General features: G+C 63.4%; 20 protein-coding genes and 1 riboswitch. Of the genes, 7 read left to right on the forward strand and 13 right to left on the reverse strand.

The window, feature by feature from the left end:
• Positions 1-6: 6 nt before the first annotated feature.
• Positions 7-1065 (forward strand): Ldh family oxidoreductase, encoded by a 1059-nt coding sequence (locus LK440_RS14710; RefSeq protein WP_005018108.1) that lies wholly within the window; start codon positions 7-9, stop codon positions 1063-1065.
• Positions 1066-1120: 55 nt separating this feature from the next.
• Here the strand turns inward: LK440_RS14710 and rodA are convergent, their stop codons facing one another.
• The 5 genes from rodA to LK440_RS14735 form a co-directional block, all read right to left on the reverse strand.
• Positions 1121-2257: a rod shape-determining protein RodA gene (gene rodA / locus LK440_RS14715; protein WP_005018106.1), complete on the reverse strand. Its 1137-nt coding sequence runs from the start codon at positions 2255-2257 to the stop codon at positions 1121-1123.
• The gene (mrdA, locus tag LK440_RS14720; protein WP_005018100.1) at positions 2254-4155 is read right to left on the reverse strand and encodes a penicillin-binding protein 2; all 1902 of its coding nucleotides are present in this window, start codon (positions 4153-4155) and stop codon (positions 2254-2256) included. Before mrdA ends, rodA begins: the two co-directional genes overlap by 4 nt.
• 11 nt (positions 4156-4166) lie before the next feature.
• Positions 4167-4733: a rod shape-determining protein MreD gene (mreD, locus tag LK440_RS14725; protein WP_005018098.1), complete on the reverse strand. Its 567-nt coding sequence runs from the start codon at positions 4731-4733 to the stop codon at positions 4167-4169.
• Positions 4717-5601, reverse strand: coding sequence for a rod shape-determining protein MreC (gene mreC / locus LK440_RS14730; protein ID WP_005018095.1), 885 nt, complete (start codon positions 5599-5601; stop codon positions 4717-4719). Before mreC ends, mreD begins: the two co-directional genes overlap by 17 nt.
• Positions 5602-5685: 84 nt before the next feature.
• Entirely contained in the window at positions 5686-6729 is a 1044-nt protein-coding gene (locus tag LK440_RS14735; RefSeq protein WP_005018092.1) for a rod shape-determining protein, read from the reverse strand.
• A 225-nt stretch (positions 6730-6954) separates the two neighbouring features.
• Between LK440_RS14735 and gatC the strand changes: the two genes are divergently transcribed.
• The 3 genes from gatC to gatB are packed head-to-tail and all read left to right on the forward strand — an operon-like array spanning position 6955 to position 10250.
• Positions 6955-7263 carry an Asp-tRNA(Asn)/Glu-tRNA(Gln) amidotransferase subunit GatC gene (gene gatC, locus LK440_RS14740; protein WP_005018090.1) on the forward strand — a complete coding sequence of 103 codons (309 nt, stop codon included), beginning with the start codon at positions 6955-6957 and terminating at the stop codon, positions 7261-7263.
• Between the two features lie 3 nt (positions 7264-7266).
• Positions 7267-8790 carry an Asp-tRNA(Asn)/Glu-tRNA(Gln) amidotransferase subunit GatA gene (gene gatA / locus LK440_RS14745; RefSeq protein ID WP_005018085.1) on the forward strand — a complete coding sequence of 508 codons (1524 nt, stop codon included), beginning with the start codon at positions 7267-7269 and terminating at the stop codon, positions 8788-8790.
• A gap of 2 nt (positions 8791-8792) precedes the next feature.
• On the forward strand, positions 8793-10250 hold the full coding sequence (gene gatB / locus LK440_RS14750; protein ID WP_005018084.1) for an Asp-tRNA(Asn)/Glu-tRNA(Gln) amidotransferase subunit GatB: 1458 nt from the start codon (positions 8793-8795) through the stop codon (positions 10248-10250).
• Between the two features lie 47 nt (positions 10251-10297).
• On the opposite strand, the gene pyrE is transcribed toward gatB, so the two are convergent.
• Together pyrE and LK440_RS14760 are read right to left on the reverse strand one after the other, a co-directional pair.
• A complete protein-coding gene (gene pyrE / locus LK440_RS14755; protein WP_005018083.1) occupies positions 10298-10966 on the reverse strand; it encodes an orotate phosphoribosyltransferase in 669 nt (222 codons plus the stop codon).
• A 47-nt stretch (positions 10967-11013) separates the two neighbouring features.
• Entirely contained in the window at positions 11014-11796 is a 783-nt protein-coding gene (locus tag LK440_RS14760) for an exodeoxyribonuclease III (protein WP_005018082.1), read from the reverse strand.
• Between the two features lie 503 nt (positions 11797-12299).
• On the opposite strand from LK440_RS14760, the gene gdhA reads away from it, so the two are divergent.
• Positions 12300-13637, forward strand: a complete 1338-nt coding sequence (gene gdhA / locus LK440_RS14765) for an NADP-specific glutamate dehydrogenase (protein ID WP_005018077.1) — start codon at positions 12300-12302, stop codon at positions 13635-13637.
• An 83-nt stretch (positions 13638-13720) separates the two neighbouring features.
• On the opposite strand, the gene LK440_RS14770 is transcribed toward gdhA, so the two are convergent.
• Complete coding sequence (locus LK440_RS14770; protein ID WP_227944739.1) at positions 13721-14245, reverse strand: trimeric intracellular cation channel family protein; 525 nt, start codon at positions 14243-14245, stop codon at positions 13721-13723.
• A 275-nt stretch (positions 14246-14520) separates the two neighbouring features.
• Between LK440_RS14770 and LK440_RS14775 the strand changes: the two genes are divergently transcribed.
• Complete coding sequence (locus tag LK440_RS14775; protein ID WP_005018068.1) at positions 14521-15390, forward strand: universal stress protein; 870 nt, start codon at positions 14521-14523, stop codon at positions 15388-15390.
• A gap of 23 nt (positions 15391-15413) precedes the next feature.
• Here LK440_RS14775 and LK440_RS14780 read toward each other — a convergent pair whose 3' ends face one another.
• The 4 genes from LK440_RS14780 to metX all read right to left on the reverse strand — a co-directional run bounded on the left by LK440_RS14780 (position 15414) and on the right by metX (position 19749).
• The gene (locus LK440_RS14780) at positions 15414-16481 is read right to left on the reverse strand and encodes a porin (RefSeq protein WP_005018067.1); all 1068 of its coding nucleotides are present in this window, start codon (positions 16479-16481) and stop codon (positions 15414-15416) included.
• A 119-nt stretch (positions 16482-16600) separates the two neighbouring features.
• Positions 16601-17857, reverse strand: a complete 1257-nt coding sequence (locus LK440_RS14785; RefSeq protein ID WP_406564571.1) for a muropeptide transporter — start codon at positions 17855-17857, stop codon at positions 16601-16603.
• 61 nt (positions 17858-17918) lie between these two features.
• Positions 17919-18530: a methionine biosynthesis protein MetW gene (gene metW, locus LK440_RS14790; RefSeq protein WP_005018064.1), complete on the reverse strand. Its 612-nt coding sequence runs from the start codon at positions 18528-18530 to the stop codon at positions 17919-17921.
• Entirely contained in the window at positions 18478-19749 is a 1272-nt protein-coding gene (metX, locus tag LK440_RS14795; RefSeq protein WP_025341312.1) for a homoserine O-succinyltransferase MetX, read from the reverse strand. The genes metW and metX overlap by 53 nt, the downstream gene beginning before the upstream one ends.
• A riboswitch (SAM riboswitch) is annotated at positions 19743-19823 on the reverse strand. (Overlaps the previous gene by 7 nt.)
• 127 nt (positions 19824-19950) lie before the next feature.
• On the opposite strand from metX, the gene LK440_RS14800 reads away from it, so the two are divergent.
• Positions 19951-20958, forward strand: a complete 1008-nt coding sequence (locus tag LK440_RS14800; RefSeq protein WP_005018060.1) for an Ldh family oxidoreductase — start codon at positions 19951-19953, stop codon at positions 20956-20958.
• On the opposite strand, the gene LK440_RS14805 is transcribed toward LK440_RS14800, so the two are convergent.
• The gene (locus LK440_RS14805; RefSeq protein WP_005018058.1) at positions 20955-21905 is read right to left on the reverse strand and encodes an IS481-like element IS481 family transposase; all 951 of its coding nucleotides are present in this window, start codon (positions 21903-21905) and stop codon (positions 20955-20957) included. The two genes, LK440_RS14800 and LK440_RS14805, sit on opposite strands and share 4 nt — an antisense overlap.
• Positions 21906-22009: the final 104 nt, after the last annotated feature.

Here is a 22009-nt window from a genome sequence, read left to right on the forward strand (position 1 = left end):
TCAAGGATGAAAATCGCGATTTCCGATGCGATTGCCTACGGCGAGGCCCTGCTCAGCGCGCAAGGCGTGCCGCAAAACATCGCTCACGATGTGGCAGAACACCTGACGGAGTCTGATCGTGTCGGCTACACCAGCCACGGTCTGTCCATCCTGCCCAACTACGCCCGCGTGCTGAAAGAGGGTTTTGTGCGTGCCGACGGGCGGCTGCAATTGCTCACCGACAACGGCAGCTTTCTGGCGTTCGATGGCGACAACGGCTTCGGGCAGCACGTAGGCAAGATGGCGGTGCAAGCTGCCATCAAGCGCACCAACGAACTCGGCTCGTGCATTCTGACCTTGCGGCGCAGTCACCATCTGGGCCGCATGGGTCACTACGGCGAGATGGTGGCCAATTCGGGGCTGATCCTTCTGGCCTTCACCAATGTGATCAACCGCGCCCCGACGGTAGCGCCGTATGGCGGTGCGCGTGCCTGCCTGACCACCAACCCCCTGTGCTTTGCCGGGCCGCTGCCCGGCGGACGGCCGCCGCTGATCGTCGACATGGCCACCAGCTCCATCGCCGTCAACAAGGCTCGCGTGCTGGCCACCAAGGGCGAAGCCGCCCCGCCGGGATCCCTGATCGATGCCGAGGGCAACCCCACCACCGACCCGCATGCGCTGTTCACCGACCCGCCCGGCGCCCTGCTGCCCTTTGGCGGGCATAAAGGCTACGCCATGGGCTTGGTAGCCGAGCTGTTGGCCGGGGTGCTCTCCGGTGGAGGCACCATCCAGCCGGACAACCCGCGCCAAGGCGTGGCCACCAACAATCTGTTTGCGGTACTGCTCAATCCTCAGGTGGACTTCAACGCCAGCTGGCGCACGCATGAAGTCGATGCATTCATCGAGTATCTCCATGCCTGCCCGCCCCAACCTGGCGTGGATCGGGTGCAATATCCGGGCGAATACGAAGCTGCCAACCGCGAGACCAACCGCGACGCCATCGATTTTGCGCCCGCGATCTGGGATAGCCTGAGCAAGCTGGGGCAGACGCTCAACGTCGAGCCACCGGCGGCCTACAAAGGCTGAAGGCCTGTCCGACCTGAAGCCGCTGGCGCGGCTTCAGATCACGGCCTGAGCCGCCTCAGGCCTTGACCGGTTTGGACCGGCTGATGCTCATCATGATGCCGAAGGCCACGCCCATCGTGAGCAGAGCTGTCCCTCCATAGCTCATGAAGGGTAGCGGCACTCCCACCACGGGCAGGATGCCCGTGACCATCCCGACGTTCACAAACACATAGATGAACATCATCATCGTCATCGACCCCGCCAGCAAACGGCCGAACTGATTGCTGCACCGCGATGCGATGGCCAGACCGCGTGCGATGAGCAGTCCGTAGAGCACCAACAGGGCTACGCCGCCGTACAGACCGAACTCCTCCGCATAGACGGCGAAGATGAAATCGGTGGTCCGCTCAGGGATGAAGTCCAGATGAGTCTGAGTGCCCTTCATGTAGCCCTTGCCGTACAGGCCACCGGAGCCCACCGCAATCATGGACTGGATGGTATGAAAACCCTTGCCCAGCGGATCGGAGCTGGGGTTGAGAAGCGTGCACACTCGGTGCTTCTGGTAGTCGTGCAATACCACCCAATCGACGTCCGGCTCGCAAAGCTGATCTTCGTAGTAAACCAGCGTGCCGATGGCCACCACGCCAGCCAGCACCGCCGGCACCAGCAGCTTGAAAGACAGGCCGGCAAAGTAAATCACGAAGAAACCGGCGCCGAAGACCAGCAACGCCGTGCCCAGGTCAGGTTGCAACACAATGAGCCCGAAAGGCGCCACCAGCATCAGCGCGGCGACCAGAAAATCACGGATGCGCACTTGCCCTTCATGGCGTTGGAAATACCAGGCCAGCATCATCGGCACGGCGATCTTCATCATCTCCGAGGGTTGGATGCGCGTAAAGCCAAGATTCAACCATCGCGTCGCGCCTTTGCTTGTCTCGCCGGCGAACTCCACGCCCAACAGCAGCACGATACCGACGACATAAAACGGCAAGGCGAGCTTCATCAGCGTCTGTGGCGGCACCAGAGCCATGATCCACATCGCGAAGAACGCAATGATGAAGTTGCGCGATTGCTCGGCAAATCGCCAGTCGGTGCTACCGACTGCGGAATGCATGATCGTCAGACCAAGCGCGGCAAACAGCACCAGCACCAGCAGCAAAGGCCAGTCAAAGGCCGTGAACACCCGCAGCAGGATCAACCCGAGTCGCTTCATTTAGCGCTCTCCGGTTCGGACGCAGGCGCCGGCGCTCGCTCGATCTTGTCCTGCCGCTTCGGGCCCAGCCAATAGTCGAAGACTTCCCGCGCCACGGGCGCGGCGGCGCTGGCGCCCCAACCGGCGTTCTCGACAATGAGGGCAACGGCAATGCGCGGATGATCGGCGGGTGCAAACCCCATGAACAAGGCATGGTCGCGCAAGCGTTCATCCAGTGCCGCAGCGCGGTATTGCCCTCCGCGCAGGCTGAACACCTGGGCCGTGCCCGTCTTGCCCGCCGCCTGATACGGCGCGCCGGCGAAGGCGCGTCGCGCCGTGCCGGAACGGATCACATCGGTCATGGCGCCTTTGATGACATCCAGGTTGGTCTGCTTGAGCGGAATGCGGTAGTCAGGCGTCGACGGCGTGGCCGCGAGCTCGCCAGAACGAGCGTCGCGTACAGCATGGACCAGGTGCGGCCGGCGGTACAGGCCGTTGTTGGCCAGCGTCGAGGTTGCCTGAGCCAACTGCAACAACGTGAATGCGTTGTAGCCCTGGCCCACCGCCACCGAGATGGTTTCGCCTGCATACCAGCGCTGGCGCTCACGATCTTTGTAGGCACGCCGCTTCCAATCGGTCGACGGCAGTACGCCGGTGCGTTCGCCTTCGAGATCGATGCCCGTGATCTGGCCGAACCCGAACTGCTTGGAGAAATCGTGCAGCGCATTGACCCCGATCTCCGGGCCCAGCGAATAGAAATACGTATCGGAGGAAACGACAAGGGCCTTGTGCATGTCGGTCATGCCAAAGACCGCGCCCGCGGCATTGCGGAACTTCTGGCCGCCAAACTCGAAGTATCCGGGGTCTGGCATGCGATCGGTGGCTCGGCGCTTGCCCAGTTCGAGCGCCGCCAGGCCAACAAAGGGCTTGTAGGTCGAACCGATAGGATAGGTGCCCGACAGCGGCCGGTTGATCAACGGATGATCGGGCGACTCGTTCAGGCGGCGCCAGTTTTCGACGTCGATGCCATCGACGAACAGATTGGGATCGAAGGAGGGCTGCGACACGAACGCCAGCACCTCGCCCGTATCAGGATCGAGCGCCACGAGCGCTCCGCGTCGGCCTTCGAAGGCCTTCTCGGCGATGCGCTGCAGCTCCAGGTCAATGGACAACATGATGTCCGAGCCGGGTATGGGGTCGATGCGCCGCAAGGTGCGCACCGGACGTCCGCCCGCCGTGACCTCGACCTCCTCCAGCCCGGTGCGGCCATGCAAGGCCTGCTCCCAAGTTTTTTCGATGCCTTTCTTGCCGATCACATCCGTGCCGCGATAATTGCCCGTCTGGCCGCTTTTCTCGAGGGCATCCAGATCGTTCTCTGCGATACGCCCGATATAGCCCACAACGTGAGCGGCGACTTCGCCCTGCGGATACTCGCGCACCCAACGCGCGCGCAGCTCGACTCCCGGAAACTCGAAGGCATGCGCCGAAAACCAAGCCGCCTCGGTCTCGTTGAGGTTGTTGCGCAACACGAGGTTGGCATAGCGGCTGGATTCGGCCACCCGGCGCTTGAAACGCCGTTGATCGGTCAGGCTGACATAGACGACGGGAGTCAGCCGCGCAAACAGGTCATCGATGGACCCTGCGCGGGCCGGCACGACCTCCAGCGTATACGTGCGGTAGTTGCGCGCCAGCACGACGCCGTTGCGGTCCAGCACTTCGCCACGGCGTGGGGCGATGGGCTGCACGGCGATGCGGTTACGGTCGGCGCGCTCGGACAGGCCCTCGTAGCGATCGACCTGCAACAGCCAGAACCGGCCAGCCAGTGCACCAAAGCAGGCCAGCGCGAACAGACCGCCCACCCATGCGCGCAGGCGAAAACGCTGCTTCTGCTGCTGGCTGGTCTTCTTGAACTCAAACATAGGCGCGCCGCTCAGTTGGCGGAAGGTTCGCCGTCATCATAACGACGTTGCGGCAATTGCAGCCCCCAACCGAAGATGGGCCACAGCGCCGTGGTCAACAGCACACCGACAGCCCAATCCCAGCCGGCCCAACGGCCCGCCAGCCACGCCATGATGATCTGGGTCAGCAACTGCGGCACGAAGAATATCGGCAGCATATGCATGGCCTGGCTCCAGAGATCGAAGCGCTGCAGGCGACGGCTCAGGGCCAACGCGCCATAGGCAATGAGCGTGTAGGACAGGGCATGAGCGCCCAGCAGGCTGGCATCATGCACGTCGAGCAACAGTCCGAACGTGAAGGCGGTGAACATGCCCACGCGGCGCGGCTCGTAAGCGCTCCAGAAGGCGATGACCAGCGCCAGGATATCGGGCGAGGCCGGCCACTGGCGCCAGGGCAACAACGACAGCAGCCAGACCAGCAACAAGGTCCCCCAGACGAAGGCCGCGTTGGCGGGATGCGCCAGGCGTTCGGGCTGAACGTTGCTGGGCGTGCCCAGGGTACGCGGCGCACGGTGCGTGCCGTTATTGCGGGCCGCCAAGGTCAGCCTCCTCGCGATTGGCTTCGGCACGTGCCACGTCGACCTGCAGAACCAGGAAGTGGCGATAGCGCTCGGGATGCGCCAGCGGCTCGCACAACGCACGCGCGAAACCGGAGGCCGTGTCGCGCTCTACGGACGTGACCTTGGCCACGGGCAGGCCGGCCGGAAACAGGCCACCCACGCCAGAGGTCACGATGGTGTCGCCCAGCTTGATGTCGGCATTGGCCGCGAGATAACGCACTTCCATGACACCCGGCGAATTGCCACCAAACGCCACCAGCCGCAGGCCGTTGCGCAATACCTGCACCGGAATCGAGATGCGCTCATCGGTCACCATGGCCGCTTCGGCGGTCATGGGCGTGACGCGCACGATCTGGCCCACCACACCGCCTTCATCAATCACCGGCATGCCCGGCGCGATGCCGGCTTTGCTGCCCTTGTTGAACACCAGCCTCTGGTGAAAGGCATTGGGCGGCTCGTAGAGCACCTCGACCACACTGGCCGGTTGGCCCACCGTGTCGGTCACGCCCAGCAAGCGGCGCAACTGGGCGTTTTCCGCAGCCAATTGCACGGCATGCGTCGCCACCTGGGACAGCTCAATGCGCTGGCGCTGCAGGGCTTCGTTTTCGGAGCGGATCAGATTGGCGGCGTTGATCCATTCGTCGACCTGTTGCACCAGGTCGCGCGGTGCCATCACGGCACGCTGGAACGGATACAGCACCATGGACACCGTGCGGCGCACCGGTTCCAGCAGACGCAATTGGGAATCGACGACAATCAACGCCAATGCCAGCGCGACGAAGACGGCCAGACGCACTTCGGCCGGCGGGCCGCGTCTGAATAGCGGTGGGGTGCCTTGTCGTTGCATGAATCTCAGCCGGGGCCCATGGGCCCGTTGGCGTGAGGCCGTCCAGGGCCGCGCGAAGGCGGCCCGCAGACTGGCCGGTCCAGCTTAGTCGTTGATGAAAATCGCGCCGAGCGTTTCAAGGTGTTCCAGCGCCTCGCCGCAGCCACGCACCACGCACGTCAAGGGATCGTCGGCCACCACCACCGGAAGGCCGGTTTCTTCTTGCAGCAGGCGATCCAGGTCACGCAGCAGTGCGCCGCCACCGGTCAGAGCGATGCCCTTGTCGGTGATGTCGGCGCCCAGCTCAGGCGGGGTCTGTTCGAGGGCAATTTTGACCGCCGAGACGATCTGATTGAGCGGATCGGTCAGGGACTCGAGGATTTCGTTGGAAGAGACCGTGAAGCTGCGCGGCACGCCTTCGGCCAGATTGCGGCCCTTGACTTCGATCTCGCGGATCTCGGAGCCGGGGAAGGCCGAGCCGATCTGCTTTTTGATGAGTTCGGCCGTCGGTTCGCCAATCAGCATGCCGTAGTTGCGGCGGATGTAATTGACGATGGCTTCGTCGAACTTGTCGCCGCCGACACGTACCGAACCCTTGTACACCATGCCACCCAGCGAAATGACCGCCACTTCGGTCGTGCCGCCGCCGATATCGACGACCATGGAGCCGCTGGCATCGGAGACGGCCAGACCCGCACCGATCGCCGCGGCCATGGGTTCTTCGATCAGGTAGACATGCGAGGCCCCCGCGCCCAGGGCGGACTCACGGATGGCCCGGCGCTCGACCTGGGTGGATCCGCAAGGCACGCACACGATGATGCGGGGGCTGGGCGCCAGCATATTGCGCGGATGCACCATGCGGATGAACTGCTTGAGCATCTGCTCGGTGACAGTGAAGTCGGCGATGACGCCGTCTTTCATGGGGCGGATGGCCTCGATATTGCCTGGTACGCGGCCAAGCATCTGCTTGGCTTCCTGGCCGACGGCCTGGATGACTTTTTTGCCGTGAGGGCCGCCTTCGTGACGAATGGCGACCACAGAGGGTTCATCCAGCACGATGCCCTTGCCCCGGACATATATCAGCGTATTGGCCGTACCGAGGTCGATCGCCATGTCGCTGGAAAAATAACTGCGGAGGAATCCGAACATGGGAGCTCAGCTAGATTCAAGAATTAGGGTCGAGCCGCGATCTCAGGGGCGACGAGCTACACCATCGTGGCCTCTGACCGCAGCGATTAAACCGTGAATCATAACTTATAATTTCCTTGGAAATAGCGTACAAATCGCAGCTATTCAAGCTTTGTAACGGGTTCGGCCTGCGCATGCCGCCAGGTTTCCTTCACCCGCTACGCCCCCTGTTTTTGACCCTACCCCATGGCGCTGAACGAACAAGACGTGGCCCGCATTGCCCGCCTGGCCCGAATCGAACTGACCCCCGCGCAGCGCGCCCGGGCGCAGGACGAGCTCAATGGCATCCTGCACCTGATCGAGCGCCTGCAGTCGGTCGACACGCAGGGCGTGGAGCCGCTGGCCCACCCCCTCTCGGCGCACGAGGACATCGTCCTGCGTCTGCGCCAGGATGCCGTCACGGAAGTCCCTTCGGACCAACGCCGCGATGAGCTGCTGGCCAACGCCCCCGAGCAGGACGGCGGCCTATTCCTGGTCCCCAAGGTCATCGAGTAAGCCATGAGTCACTCCCACACTGAATTCGGCGATATCGCCGGCCTGCGCACCGCGCTGGCCGAACGGCGCGTAAGCGCGGTCGAGCTGGCCCAGGAGGGGCTGGCACGGGCTGCCGCCGCCGACCTGAATGCCTTTCTCCATATCGACACCGAGCTGACGCTGGCACAGGCCAAGGCCGCCGATGCCGCTCTGGCCGCCGGTACCGCCGGCCCCTTGGCCGGTATCCCCATCGCTCACAAGGACGCTTTCGTCACCCGTGGCTGGCGCAGCACGGCGGGCAGCAAGATGCTCGACGGCTACGTCAGCCCCTTCGACGCGACCGTGGTCGAGCGTCTGCAAGCCGCCGGCGCGGTATCGCTGGGCAAGCTCAATTGCGATGAATTCGCCATGGGCTCAGGCAATGAAAACTCCGCCTATGGCCCGGCCCGCAACCCCTGGGACCACCAGGCCGTGCCCGGCGGCTCCTCGGGCGGTTCGGCCGTCGCCGTGGCCGCGCGCCTGGTGGCCGCGGCCACGGGCACCGACACAGGCGGCTCGGTGCGCCAGCCCGCCGCCCTGTGCGGGGTCAGCGGCATCAAACCGACCTACGGCACCGTGTCGCGCTACGGCATCATCGCCTTCGGCTCCAGCCTGGATCAGGCCGGCCCACTGGCGGCCAGCAGCCGCGATCTGCTCGAGCTGCTCGACGTCATGAGCGGCTATGACGAGCGCGACGCCACCAGCCTGGAGCACTGCGACGGCGTGAAAAACGCCCCCGGCCGCGTGCGCGCGGCCTACGACTCGACCCAGCAAAGCTACCAGGCGGCTGGCAGCCTGCCGCTCAAAGGCCTGCGCATCGGCGTGCCGGCCGAATTCTTCGGCGCGGGTCTGGCACCCGAGGTGGCCGCAGCCATCGAGGCTGCCCTGCAGCGATTCGAGGCCCTTGGCGCCGAACGCGTGGCCATTTCCCTGCCACGCACCGAACTGTCCATCCCTGCCTACTACGTCATCGCCCCTGCCGAAGCGTCGAGCAACCTGGCGCGCTTTGACGGCGTGCGCTATGGCCATCGCGCCGCCCAGTACAGCGACCTGAACGACATGATCAGCCGATCCCGCGCCGAAGGTTTCGGCGACGAGGTCAAGCGCCGGATCCTGATCGGCACCTATGTGCTGTCGCACGGTTATTACGACGCCTACTACCTGCAGGCTCAGCGCCTGCGCAGATTGATCGCCCAGGATTTCCAGCGCGCCTTCGCCACGCAGTGCGACGTCATCATGGGCCCGGTGGCCCCAGGCGTGGCCAAGAACATCGGCGAGAACCGCGACGATCCGACCGCCGACTGGCTGGCCGATATCTACACCCTGGGCGTGAGCCTGGCGGGCTTGCCGGCCATGTCCGTGCCTTGCGGCTTTGGCAGCACTGGCCGCCCGGTGGGCCTGCAGATCATCGGCAACTACTTCGACGAAGGCCGTTTGCTGGCCATCGCCGACCGCTACCAACAAGTGACCGACTGGCATCAACGCACGCCGGCAACGCAGGACGCCTGACCATGGAATGGGAAATCGTCATCGGACTGGAAACCCATGTCCAACTCTCCACCGAATCCAAGATTTTCTCGGGTAGCAGCACCCGTTTCGGCGCCGCACCCAACACGCAGGCCAACGTAGTGGACCTGGCGCTGCCGGGCAGCCTGCCGGTCATGAACCGCGGCGCCGCCGAACGGGCCATCCTGTTCGGGCTGGCCATCGGTGCGCACGTGGCGCCGCGCTCGGTGTTTGCGCGCAAAAACTACTTCTACCCTGATCTGCCCAAGGGCTACCAGATCAGCCAGTACGAACTGCCCGTGGTGCAAGGCGGCACGCTATCGTTTTTCGTGGGCGAAGAAGAAAAAACCATCAATCTGACGCGTGCTCACCTGGAAGAAGACGCCGGCAAATCGCTGCACGACGACTTCCACCTGGCCAATGGCAACCCGGCCAGCGGTATCGATCTGAATCGCGCCGGCACGCCCCTGCTGGAGATCGTCACCGAGCCGGAGATGCGCTCGGCCGCCGAGGCCGTGGCCTATGCGCGTGCGCTGCACAGCCTCGTGGTGTGGTTGGGCATTTGCGACGGCAACATGCAGGAAGGCTCCTTCCGCTGCGATGCCAACGTGTCGGTACGCCCACGTGGCCAGGCCGAATTCGGCACCCGGGCGGAAATCAAGAACGTCAACTCGTTCCGCTTTCTTGATCGCGCCATCCAATACGAGGCCCGCCGCCAGATCGAGCTGATCGAAGACGGCGGCACCGTCGTGCAGGAGACCCGGCTGTATGACGCCGACCGCGACGAAACCCACAGCATGCGCAGCAAGGAAGACGCGCACGATTACCGCTACTTCCCCGATCCTGATCTGCCCACGCTGGTGATCAGTCCGGACTGGGTGGACGCGGTACGCGCCAACATGCCGGAGCTGCCCAGCGCCATGCGTGCCCGCTTCGTGGCCGATTACGGCCTGTCCGACTATGACGCGGCGCAATTGACCGTCAGCCGGGCCATGGCGGCCTATTTCGAGGAGGCTGCTCGGGCCTTGCCAGCAGGCCAGGCCAAGCTCGCGGCCAACTGGGTCATGGGCGAAGTCGCCGCCACGCTCAATCGCGACGAAAAAGAGCTGGCCCACGCGCCGGTGCAAGCCGCTCAGCTGGCTGCGCTCATCAACCGTATCGTCGACGGCACGATCTCCAACAAGATCGCCCGCGACGTGTTCGCGGCCATGTGGGCCGGCGAGCATGGCGCCGATCCCGATGCCATCATCGCCGCACGTGGCCTGAAGCAAATCAGCGACAGCGGTGCCATCGGTACGATGATCGACGAGGTGCTGGCCGCCAATCCGGCCATCGTCGCGGAATACCGCGCCGGCAAAGAAAAGGCCTTCAACTCGCTGGTGGGCCAGATCATGAAGGCCGCGCGCGGCAAGGCCAATCCGCAGCAGGTCAACGAGCTGCTAAAGGCCAAGCTGTCTGCCTGACCGGCCCGGCCCTTGCCTGCAGGCAAGGGCCGCGCTGCCGATGCCGCTCAGACGCCGTATTTCTGGCGGTAGGCCAGTACCGAAGCGCGATTGGCCGCAAACTGGTCATCGCCTTCAAGCAGTTTGAGGATGTCCGCCAGGGACGCGATGCTGACCACGGGTATGCCGTAGGTCTTGGCAACGTCTTGCACGGCAGAATGCGGCGACAACGCATCATCCGGACCGGCTCGTTCCATGCGGTCCATGGCGATGAGAACAGCCGCAGGCTCGGCGCCTGCGGCGCGGATGATGTCGACCGACTCGCGCACCGATGTGCCCGCGGTGATGACGTCATCGATGATGACGACTTTACCGGCCAGTGGCGCGCCAACCAGCGTGCCGCCCTCGCCGTGGTCCTTGGCTTCCTTGCGGTTGTAGGCAAAGGGGATGTCACGCCCGCCGGCTTGCGGATGCGCGGCCAGGGCCACCGACGTGGCGGTCGACAACGGAATGCCCTTGTAGGCCGGTCCAAACAGCATGTCGAACTCCACGCCGGACTCCAGCAATGCCTGGGCATAAAAGCCCGCCAACTTGCCCACCGAGCGGCCGCTGTTGAACAGGCCGGCGTTGAAAAAATAAGGGCTCATCCTGCCGGATTTGACCTTGAAGCTGCCAAAGCGCAGCACACCCTCGTCAAGGGCGAAACGGACAAAATCGGTGGCGGTGGTCGAGGACATGCGGCGGGTTCCAAATCAGGATGGCAAACCCCGCCATTATCCGCGATTTACAGCGTGAAATCGTAGTCGATGGTCAGGGGTGCGTGGTCGCTGAAACGGGCATCTTTGTAAATGGCTGCGTCACGAGCCGTCTCGGCCAGCCCATTGCTGGCGACGTGGTAATCGATGCGCCAGCCGACGTTCTTGGCCCACGCCTGACCACGATTGCTCCACCACGTATAACCCTCGCCCGTGGCAGCAGGCGCAAGACGGCGGTACACATCGACCCACTTCAGCTCATCGAACACCCGGGTGAGCCAGGCCCGCTCTTCAGGCAGAAAACCGCTGTTCTTGAGGTTGCCCTTCCAGTTTTTGAGGTCCGCTTCCTTGTGAGCGATGTTCCAGTCGCCGCAGATGACCACCTCGCGGCCGCGCGCGATCAGATCGCCCAGATGACGATAGAAATGCTCCATGAAATGGTATTTGGCCGCCTGCCGGTGCTCGCCACTGGATCCCGACGGCAGATAGACCGAGACCACCGACAGCTTGGGGTAGACCAATTCGATATACCGTCCCTCGGCATCGATCTCGGGCACCCCCAGGCCAATGACGACCGACTCGGGCTCGTGCGGGGTATAGATCCCGACGCCGCTATAGCCTTTCTTTTCGGCGTAATGAAAATAACCCCGGCAAGGACCGGGAGCCTTCATCGCCGGCGCGATGTCCGCCTCCTGTGCCTTGAGCTCCTGGACGCAAACGAAATCGGCGTTCTGCTGGCTCATCCAATCAAAGAAGCCTTTGGTATTGGCAGAGCGGATGCCGTTCAGGTTGGCGGAGATGACTCGCAGCATAGAAATTCCAGAAGCAGGTGGCGGCGCAAAATGCCAAGGGCATCAACTATAACGAGATCGCCCCGTTTCGAGGCCCAGGGACGACAAATAAAAAGGGGACAAAAAATTCGGTGAAATTTTTTTATACCCCGAGGCCGGTTTCGACAAAAACGGGGCGCGATTTTCAGAAACCCGCCAAGCCATGGGTATCAGTGAGCCGACAATATTGGGGCCGCATAATCAATCTCATTGATTTTGTTGAAAATAAAACATCGATCTCGCAAAAAACGCCGTACTGAAATTATCGATTTCGACTGCCAAACGTTTTGATGCGTCACCAATAAATAACGGGAATTGGCGACACGATGATGTCGCGCGCCCCCCTGCCGGAGCAGGCAAATCCTCCCTACAATCCGCGCACCAAATCAGTGCTTTTTGATGGCTTCGCACCGTTTCAGATCAGACGGCGCACCGAGTTGATTCATCAGGCACCGCTATGCAGCATTACCGGAGACTTTTTTTTCATGCAGTCATTGAACGACTTCCTGGGCCGCGTCGCCAGCCGCGATCCTCATCAGCCCGAATTCATGCAGGCCGTCCATGAAGTGATGGGCAGTTTGTGGCCTTTCATCGAAAAGAATCCGCACTATGGCCAGCAGGCCTTGCTGGAGCGCCTGGTCGAACCTGAGCGCGTGATCCAGTTCCGCGTGTGCTGGACCGATGACAAGGGCCGTGCCCAGGTCAATCGTGCCTTCCGCGTGCAGCATAGCTCGGCCATCGGCCCCTTCAAGGGCGGCATGCGCTTTCACCCCAGCGTGAATCTGTCGGTGCTGAAATTTCTGGCCTTTGAGCAGACGCTGAAGAACGCCCTGACCACCTTGCCCATGGGCGGCGGCAAGGGCGGCTCGGATTTCGACCCCAAGGGGAAATCCGATGGCGAAGTGATGCGCTTCTGCCAGGCGCTGATGATCGAACTCTATCGTCATCTGGGGCCGGACACCGATGTCCCGGCCGGTGATATCGGCGTGGGCGGCCGCGAGGTCGGCTTCATGGCGGGCATGATGAAGAAGCTGTCCAATTCGGCAGCGGCCGTCTTTACCGGCAAGGGCCTGACGTTCGGCGGCAGCCTGATCCGCCCGGAAGCCACCGGTTACGGCACGGTCTATTTCGCCGAACAGATGCTGCACCGGGTGAGCATGTCGTTTGACGGGCTGCGCGTGTCGGTCTCCGGCTCGGGCAACGTGGCGCAGTATGCCGTCGAAAAGGCCATGGCTCTGGGCGCGCGCGTGCTGACCGTTTCTGACTCGGGCGGCACAGTGCTGGACGAAGCGGGCTTCACGCCCGAGAAACTGCATGCGCTGATGCACATCAAGAACGTGCAGCGTGGCCGCGTCGAGGATTATGCTCAACAACTGGGCTTGCGCTTCCTGCCTGGCGTGCGCCCCTGGCAAATCCCGGTGGACGTCGCGCTGCCGTGCGCCACGCAAAATGAGCTGGATGAAAACGACGCCCGCACGCTGATCGACAATGGCGTGAAATGTGTGGCCGAAGGCGCCAATATGCCGGCGACCCTGGCAGCGGCCCAGGCATTCATCGATGCCCATGTTCTGTATGCACCAGGCAAGGCCAGCAACGCTGGCGGCGTGGCCGTCTCGGGCCTGGAAATGAGCCAGAACTCGGCCCGTCTGTCGTGGACCCGCGAGGACGTGGACCAGCGTCTGCGCGCCATCATGTGCGATATCCACGAAAACTGCGTTCGCCACGGCCATGCCGAATCCGGCTACGTCAATTATCTGGACGGCGCCAACATCGCCGGCTTCGTCAAAGTCGCCGACGCGATGCTGCAACAAGGCCTGTATTGACCCACCCGAGATCTAAAACAAAAGCTCCCGCAAGGGAGCTTTTGTTTTGGGCGCGGCAGAATGTGGCGGCCGCTGGCCGCGTGTCAGTGCCAGTCACCGCGATAGACGAACTTGGGCATCTGCCAATTAAAGCGCAACGCCAGCAAACGCAGGGCCAGCCCCCCGGCCAGCGCGGCCGGCACGGCCAGATTGCTCGTGCCCGTGAAGTCGTCCAGGGCCAGATATACGCTTGCGGTCACCACGGACACGCTGGCGTAGAGCTCACTACGAAACAACAGTGGAATGTCATTGCACAACACATCCCGCAGCACGCCGCCGGCGCAACCGGTAATGACGCCGGTGATCATGATCACCGGCAAAGACAGCTCCATTTGCTGAGCCACTTTGCAGCCGATGACGGTAAAAGCCACCAAGCCCAGCGCATCGAGCAACAGAAAGACCTTGCGCAAATGGCGCAACCTGTGCGCACAAAGCGCCGTGAGCAAGGCCGCCCCGGCCGTCATGGCCAAATACTCGGGATGCACGACCCACGTCAACGGGTAATGACCCAGCAGCACGTCGCGCATCGAGCCTCCGCCCAGCGCCGTCACGCAAGCAATGACGCACACACCGACCTAGTCCATATCGCGGCGCCCGGCCGCCAACGCCGCCGTCATGGCTTCGGCCACGATGGCAACGAGATAGAGCGAATGCAGCAGCAGTGTGGAGGTTTCTGGCGCCATGATTCGAAAGGGGATCGATACGGATGCATTATTGTAGGGCTCCCGCCCTGCCGTTGACGGCAGTCAAGCCCCTGGGGCACGATAGGCGGCAGAATCATTGCATCCCCCGCACAACCGTGCGCTGCCCGGTTGCCAACGGCAGTTCCACCAGGAGTAGACGCATGACCGACCCCACTGGCTCCATTCTGCTCGCCACGGACCTGAGCGCGCGCAGCGACCGCGCCCTGGACCGCGCCATCATGCTGGCCCGCCAGCAGCAATGCCGCCTGGTGGCCCTGCACGTGATGGAGGCCCCCAACGCCACCGCCTTGACCACGCCAGCCTGGCGCCGCCTGACGCCCGACCACAAAGCGTTGGCGCAAAGGCGCCTGGCCGATGACCTGGCCGAGGCCGGCGTCGCCAGCGAGGCGGTGGTCGTCAACGGCCATCCCCTGGATGTCATCCTGGATACGGTGGCGCATTTCGATTGCTCGCTCATTGTGACGGGCGTCGCTCGGGAAACCTCGCTGGGGCGGCTCATGCTGGGAAGCACTGTCGAGCGTCTGGCCCGCCAGGCCACCGAGCCGGTGCTAGTGGTCAAGGCGCGGCCGCGCCAGCCCTATCAGGACGTAGTGATCGCCACCGATTTTTCGGAAGGGTCCCGCCAGGCACTGGCCGCCGCGCTCAAGGTCGCTGGCCAGGCCCGCATCACGCTCTTTCATGCCTACGCAGTGCCGGTCCAACAGGACGGTGTGCCGCAAGATGCCGTCGTGCGCAGCTTCTACAACGACGCCCTGCAGAAGGCCCAGGCCTTTCTGGCAGACACTCCCGAACTGGCCGGGAAAACACCGCCGGACATCGTGCTCGAGCCCGGGCAACCCGAAAATCTGCTATCGGCATTCGTCTTCCAGCGCCGCTGCGATCTGGTGGTCACCGGCACCCATGGGCTGACCGGCATCCTGCGCACGGCCATCGGCAGCGTAGCCGAGAAACTGCTCGAAGCGCTGCCTTGCGACGTCCTCATCGTGCGACAGAACAAGGCAGCGGACTGATCGGGCGGCCAAGGCCGCCACCATCAGAAGATGTGGCGTATGCCCACGGCCGCACCAACCTGGGAGCTCTGTCCGGCGATATCCACCGACGAGGCGTCATAAACCTTGTTGTAGTCCACGGTGCCATAGAGCTGCGTACGCTTGGACAGGGAGTACTCCGCCACGCCCACCAGGGCGAGGCGTTTGCCCTTGTCGCCGTCGACCTGGATATTCTTGGCCACGTCGTAGTAGGCCGCGCCGGTCAGTGCCCAACTACCGGTGGCCTGCCAGGTCGCACCTAGGAAGTAGCCATTGTCCTTGCGATCCAGGCCCGTGGCGGGCACGGCATTGCCCACCACGGCGTTGACCCAGCCGGTCTCGTCACGGCCATTGAAGTAGCCGGCAAATAGTTTGACCGTATCCAGTTGGTAACTGGCGTTGAGGTTCCAGACCTGCTGCCGATAATCGGAATTGCTTTCCGAATAGGTCTTCTGATAGCCGCCGCCCAAGGAGAAAGGACCCGTGGTGTAGGTCAGCGCGGTGCCTACCTGCTTGCCCAGACGATGGTCGGCGAAATCATTGCCAAACGCGTAAGAGACGATGAAATCCAGACCGCCCAGCTTGGCGTTGCGGTAGCGCACGGAGTCCGAGCTGCGGGCTCGGGACATGGCCACTGGCAACCAGGAGTTTTCCGCGTAATTGCCCACGGTCAGCGGATCATACGAATCCGCCAGAATGGTAAAGAGCGGCGTGTCCTGCCGGCCCAGCGAGATGGCGCCCCATTGACCGCCGTCCAGGCCGACATAGGCGTGGCGATTGAACAGACGCCCGCTATCGGATTGCTGGCCATTTTGCAGATTGAAGCCGCTTTCCAGGCGGAAGAAGGCACTCATGCCATTGCCCAGATCCTCCACTCCCCGCAAGCCCCAACGGCTGTTGGAAATGGCGCCGTTCTCCATGGAAAAACGGCTGGAATTGACTTGGGTGGCGCCGTTGCTTGTGCTGAGGTAGCGCAGGCTGGCATCGGCGATGCCGTAGAGCGTAACATTGGTTTCGGCATGGATGGCCGGCGCAATGCACAGGCCTGCGAACGCGATGGCGTATCGCTTCATGGATGTCTCCTCGTGGTCGGGCGGGATCGGCCCTGTGTTGTTGGTCCGGCGTGTCAGGCAGGGCCGCGCGGATAGCGCAGAACAAACCTTATCACCGCCCTACTGCCCCCGCGCAAGGCTCAGGCTTTCGCACCGTCTCGTTCGAGCGCCTCGATGTCGCCTTTGCGCAACCAAAGCAGGACCAACCCCGGCAATGCGATGAAGACCGTCACCATGAAAAACCCCGGCCATCCCATGTAGGCAACCAGCACAGGGGTCAGCGGACCCGCCAGATAGGTTCTCCCCACGGCAGACAAGGCAGACAGCAGCGCGAACTGCGTGGCCGAAAACGCCTGGTTGCACATGGCCATGAGCAAGGCCACGAAGGCCGCCGTACCTAGACCGCCGCACAGATTCTCGATCCCCACTGCCGCAGCCATGAGGGTCAGACTCTTAGGCGCCACCGCAATGACCCAGTAGCCCAGATTGGAGACCGCCTGCAGCAACCCGAAGGCCATCAGCGAACGGTACAAGCCCCAGCGGCCCATGATCGCCCCGCCAGCCAGCGCGCCCACGATGGTGGCGGCCAGCCCGAGCACTTTGTTGACGGTGCCGACTTCGGTGGGCGTAAAGCCCACGCCCCGCAACAGGAAGGTCGTCGACAGCGCGCCTGCGAACGCATCTCCCAGCTTGTAGAGCACGATGAGCGCCAGCAGGGTCAATGCGCCTCGGCGGCTGAAAAACTCACGAAAAGGCTCGACCACCGCCCGTCCCAGGCTGCGCGGCGCGGCCGTGGGGCGCTCCGGTTCGGGAGCCCAGAAGGTGCCCGCGACGCCGGCCAGCATGAGAAATCCCATCAGCACATAGGTCGTGCCCCAGCCGAGCCAGTGATCGGCCAACACCAGAGCCAGCCCGCCCGAGCACAGCATGGCCAGCCGGTAACCCAACACCTTGACGGCCGCGCCGGCTCCCCGCTCATTTTTGTGCAGCACATCCGTGGAATAGGCGTCAAAAGCGATGTCCTGCGAGGCAGACAGAAACGCCACCAGCACCGCCAGGAGCGCCAGAGGCAACAGCGATTCGCCGGGAGACAGCAGGCCCATGCCCATGATCGTGACAGCCAGCAGCAATTGCGTGACCACCATCCAGCTGCGCCGCCGTCCCAGAAAGGGGGGGGCATAACGGTCGATCAGCGGCGCCCAGAGAAACTTCAGCGTGTAGGCACTGCCCACCAGGGTCAGAAAACCGATTTCCTGCAGGGAGACACCCTCGACGGTGGCCCAGGCCTGCAAGGTGCCGCTGGTCAGGGCCAGCGGCAAGCCACTGGCAAAGCCCAGCACCAGCAAGGGCGCCACGCGACGGCTCAAATAAATCCGGTAGCTATCGGAGGCGATGATCAATCTCCACGGCGGTGGCCCGCGGACGGGCCAGTTGCAAGGCAAGGTGAAATAGTAAAACCTATGCCTCGAATCGGTATACCGCAAGCGTGCTACGCCAGCCGGGCAACACCTTGACCTCGTGTTCGTCGTTGAAGGTGGCTCGCTCCAGAATGCGCACGCCTACATCACGCGCCAGATCCTCGAAGTCCTTGAGGGTGCACAGATGGATGTTGGGCGTGTTGTACCACTGGAAAGGCATCTGCCCGGTCACGGGCATACGGCCTCGCAGAATCGACCAGCCGTGGGGCCAATAGCCGAAGTTCGGAAACGACACGATGCCAAAACGGGACACGCGTGCCATCTCGCGCAGAATATGCTCGGTACGGTGCATCGATTGCAGCGTCTGCGACAGCACCACGGTGTCGAACTGCTTGTCATCGAACAGGGCCAGGCCGTCTTCGAGGTTCTGTTGAATGACCTCGACGCCTCGGCGCACGCAAGCAATGACGCGCTCGTCATCGATTTCCACGCCCGCACCGCGCACCTGGCGATGATCGTGCAGATAGGCCAGCAAAGCGCCATCGCCGCAACCCAGGTCCAGCACCCGCGAGGCGGGCGCGATCCAACTGGCAATGCGTTCAAGGTCGGGGCGCAACGCCACAGGTGCGGCGGTTTTCAGGGCAGGGCTCATGCCGGGCATTCCTCAGCGGATGACTGGCCTGCAACCCCAGGCTGCGGGCGATGCGCTCGTAATACCCCCTGACGACAGCGTGATAACGGGCATCCTCGAGCAGAAAGGCATCATGCCCGTGCGGCGCATCGATTTCGGCATAGGTCACCGGGCTGCCATTTTTCAGCAGACCGCGAACCAACTCGCGCGAGCGCTCGGGCGGAAACCGCCAGTCAGTGGTAAACGACACCAACAGGAAATCGGCGGTGGCAGGCGCTAACGCGCGCGCCAGGTCGCCCCCCGTGTCGCGCGCAGGATCGAAATAATCCAGCGCACGGGTGATCAACAAATAGGTATTGGCGTCGAAATAGCGCGAGAATTTTTCGCCTTGATAGCGCAGATATGACTCGACTTCGAACTCGACATCGTAGCCATAGTGGTAGGCGCCATTTTCAGCGGGCTCGCGCTGCGTGCGGCCAAATTTCTCGGCCATGTCGTCATCGGAAAGATACGTGATGTGGCCGAGCATGCGCGCCACGGCCAGGCCGCGGCGCGGAACCGTGTTGTGCGCGTAGTAGTCACCCCCGTGAAAATCCGGGTCGGTGATGATCGCGCGCCGGGCCACTTCGTTGAAACCGATGTTCTGCGCCGACAAGCGCGGTGTGCTGGCGATCACCACGCAGTGTGCCACCCGATGCGGCAGGGTCAGCGACCAGCTCAGGGCCTGCATGCCACCCAGCGAACCGCCCATGACGGCGGCAAAGCGCTCGATACCGAAATGATCGGCCACGCGGGCCTGCGCGCGGACCCAGTCCTCGACAGTCAACACCGGAAAGGCGGCACCCCAGGGCTGGCCCGTGGCCGGGTTCAGGCTGGCAGGGCCGGTCGAGCCAAAGCAGGAGCCGAGATTGTTGACGCCGATGACGAAAAAGACGTTGGTGTCCACCGGCTTGCCGGGTCCGACCATGTTGTCCCACCAACCGACATCCTTGGGGTTGTCCGCCGCCATGCCGGCGACATGATGGGAGGCGTTCAGGGCATGGCAAACGAGGACGGCATTGCTGCGATCCGCATTGAGCTTGCCATAGGTTTCGACGGTCAGGTCATAGGCGTGCAAGGACTGCCCGCTGGCCAGAGGCAAGGGCTCGTCAAAGCGCAAAAAAATGGGAGAAACGACCCCGACAGAACTCGGGGCTTGGGATGGAGCGGCGTTTGCCGCAGCAATAGCAGGGCTAGTCATGCAGACAGACCTCTTTAGCTGGATTTATAAGAGGCGCCCGCAAGCGGATCAGGCAAATCGGCGCCGACAATGTGCGACACATTCTAGCACCGCCCGGCAGCGCGCAAAATATGCAGCCCGTTAATGCGGACATTCCTGCATCGTGGCAGGATGCCGGATAGCGCAGCGCCACCAGGCCGCCGCTCTTTTGGAAATTGCATCATGGCCCATGTATATCTCGACGAATTGCACCTGTTGGCCGCCGCCTCCCTGGTCGCGGCAGGCGCCACGCCGGCCATGGCTCAGGCCACGGCCAGCGCCCTTGTCTATGCGGACAGCCAAGGCTTGAGTTCGCATGGCGTTTCGCGCGTGGCCGCCTACGCGGGACACCTGCGCGCAGGGCGGGCAGTGGGCAGCGCCGAACCCCGCCTGGTACACGAAAAAGGTGCCGCCGCGCTCATCGACGCCGGCTCGGGCCTGGCCTATCCGGCCTGCGCCATGGCCATCACCGAAGGTATCCGCCGCGCCGGCGAGCACGGGGTGGCCTTTATCGGGGTGGGCAACAGCCACCATTTCGGCGCGGCGGCCTACCATCTGGAGGCCGTCGCCGACGCCGGCATGGTCGGCCTGGCGCTGAGCAAGTCGCCTGCCGCCATGCCTGCCTGGGGGGGCAAACGGCCCCTGTTCGGCACCAATCCGATCGCAGCGGTCTTCCCCCGCCGACGCGGTGCCGCCTTGCTGATGGATCTGTCGCTGGCGCAAGCGGCGCGCGGCAAGCTCATGATCGCGGCACGAGACGGCAAGCCCATCCCGCAAGGCTGGGCCTTGGATGCCGACGGGCAGCCCACCACCGACCCGCAGGCCGGACTGGCGGGCAGCATGTTGCCCGCAGGCGGGGTCAAGGGCGCCATGCTGGCCATGATGGTCGAGTTGCTGGTCGTCGCGTTGACCGGTTCGCAGTTCGGTTTCGAGACCGAATCGTTTTTTGGCGATGCAGGCAGCCGCGCACGCCTTGGCCAGGCGTTCCTGCTGATCGATCCGCAGGCGCTTGCCGGGCGTGAGAGCTATCTCGAACGCGTTGAAACGCTCATCGCTGCCATGCTGGCCGACGAGGGCGTGCGCCTGCCAGGCCAGCGCCGCCGGGCGCTGCGCAACGAAGCACTGCACCATGGCGTCGAGATCCCGGATGCCCTGCTGGCCGAGCTTCGCGGGATGTGCGCAGCGGGCTAGATGTGAACTGTCAATAGGTTGTATTCGTCCAGGTTGAGTCTGGAGATGGGTACAGCGCGCCCGATGCCTTGGTGGGGTCGATGCCAGTTGTAGTGGTGTAGCCAGGATTTCATGGCATCGGCTCGGTGTTGGGAGTTCTGGTAGGTGTGAGCGTAAGCCCACTCACGCAAGGCCGACTGGATGAAGCGTTCGGCCTTGCCATTGGTCTGTGGGCGGTAAGGTCGGGTAAAGCGGTGCTTGATGCCCAGCTCATGGCACAGCGCGGCGAAGGCGCGGCTGCGAAAGGCCGAGCCATTGTCGGTGAGCAAGCGCTGGATGGTCACGCCCAGGCGCTGGTAGTAGGCCACTGCGTCCTTGAGGAACTGGACGGCGCTGGGGAAGCGCTCGTCGGGGTGGATGTCGGTGAAGGCCACGCGGGCGTGGTCATCGATGGCCACGAAGACGAAGTCCCAGCCGGCCCCCTCAACGGTATCGCGTCGGTTGCCCGTGACCCGGTGGCCAGGGCGCTGGATACGTCCCAGCTTCTTGATGTCGATGTGCAGCAGATCGCCGGGGGCCTGATGCTCGTAGCGCACCACCGGCTCGGCCGGCTCCAGGTCGGCCAGGTGCGACAGACCGGCGCGGGCCAGGACGCGGCTGACGGTGCTGGCTGACACGCCCAGCGCCTGGGCGATGCGCACTTGGGTCAGCCGCTTGCGGCGCAGCTCCACGATAGCCAGCGCCTTGGCCGGCGCAATCGCTCGGGGCGAGACCGTCGGGCGCGAGGACGCATCGGCCAAGCCCGCCTGGCCCTGAGCCAGAAAGCGGCCCAGCCATTTGCGCACAGTCGGCGCGGTGACCCCATAGGCGCGGGCCGCTTCAGGCACACAAACTTGATGGGCGATCAATTGCTGGACCATTTCGAGGCGACGTAGGAAGGTCAATCGGGCATGCTTATGGGTGTTCATCCGGCCGGGCTCCTTGAGTGAACTGGGGGGTTGGCGATTTCCAGTTTCTCAAATCCGGTTCGGATGAACCATGCATACAACCTATTGAATCTTCACAGCTATAT

This window comes from Bordetella holmesii (assembly GCF_020735985.1).
GTDB lineage: Bacteria > Pseudomonadota > Gammaproteobacteria > Burkholderiales > Burkholderiaceae_B > Bordetella > Bordetella holmesii.

Coding starts and splice junctions, on each gene's coding strand:
- LK440_RS14710 (WP_005018108.1), top strand. CDS start 7: ATGAAAATCGCGATTTCCGATGCGATTGCCTACGGCGAGGCCCTGCTC.
- rodA (WP_005018106.1), bottom strand. CDS start 2,257: ATGAAGCGACTCGGGTTGATCCTGCTGCGGGTGTTCACGGCCTTTGAC.
- mrdA (WP_005018100.1), bottom strand. CDS start 4,155: ATGTTTGAGTTCAAGAAGACCAGCCAGCAGCAGAAGCAGCGTTTTCGC.
- mreC (WP_005018095.1), bottom strand. CDS start 5,601: ATGCAACGACAAGGCACCCCACCGCTATTCAGACGCGGCCCGCCGGCC.
- LK440_RS14735 (WP_005018092.1), bottom strand. CDS start 6,729: ATGTTCGGATTCCTCCGCAGTTATTTTTCCAGCGACATGGCGATCGAC.
- gatC (WP_005018090.1), top strand. CDS start 6,955: ATGGCGCTGAACGAACAAGACGTGGCCCGCATTGCCCGCCTGGCCCGA.
- gatA (WP_005018085.1), top strand. CDS start 7,267: ATGAGTCACTCCCACACTGAATTCGGCGATATCGCCGGCCTGCGCACC.
- gatB (WP_005018084.1), top strand. CDS start 8,793: ATGGAATGGGAAATCGTCATCGGACTGGAAACCCATGTCCAACTCTCC.
- pyrE (WP_005018083.1), bottom strand. CDS start 10,966: ATGTCCTCGACCACCGCCACCGATTTTGTCCGTTTCGCCCTTGACGAG.
- LK440_RS14760 (WP_005018082.1), bottom strand. CDS start 11,796: ATGCTGCGAGTCATCTCCGCCAACCTGAACGGCATCCGCTCTGCCAAT.
- gdhA (WP_005018077.1), top strand. CDS start 12,300: ATGCAGTCATTGAACGACTTCCTGGGCCGCGTCGCCAGCCGCGATCCT.
- LK440_RS14775 (WP_005018068.1), top strand. CDS start 14,521: ATGACCGACCCCACTGGCTCCATTCTGCTCGCCACGGACCTGAGCGCG.
- LK440_RS14780 (WP_005018067.1), bottom strand. CDS start 16,481: ATGAAGCGATACGCCATCGCGTTCGCAGGCCTGTGCATTGCGCCGGCC.
- metW (WP_005018064.1), bottom strand. CDS start 18,530: ATGAGCCCTGCCCTGAAAACCGCCGCACCTGTGGCGTTGCGCCCCGAC.
- metX (WP_025341312.1), bottom strand. CDS start 19,749: ATGACTAGCCCTGCTATTGCTGCGGCAAACGCCGCTCCATCCCAAGCC.
- LK440_RS14800 (WP_005018060.1), top strand. CDS start 19,951: ATGGCCCATGTATATCTCGACGAATTGCACCTGTTGGCCGCCGCCTCC.
- LK440_RS14805 (WP_005018058.1), bottom strand. CDS start 21,905: ATGAACACCCATAAGCATGCCCGATTGACCTTCCTACGTCGCCTCGAA.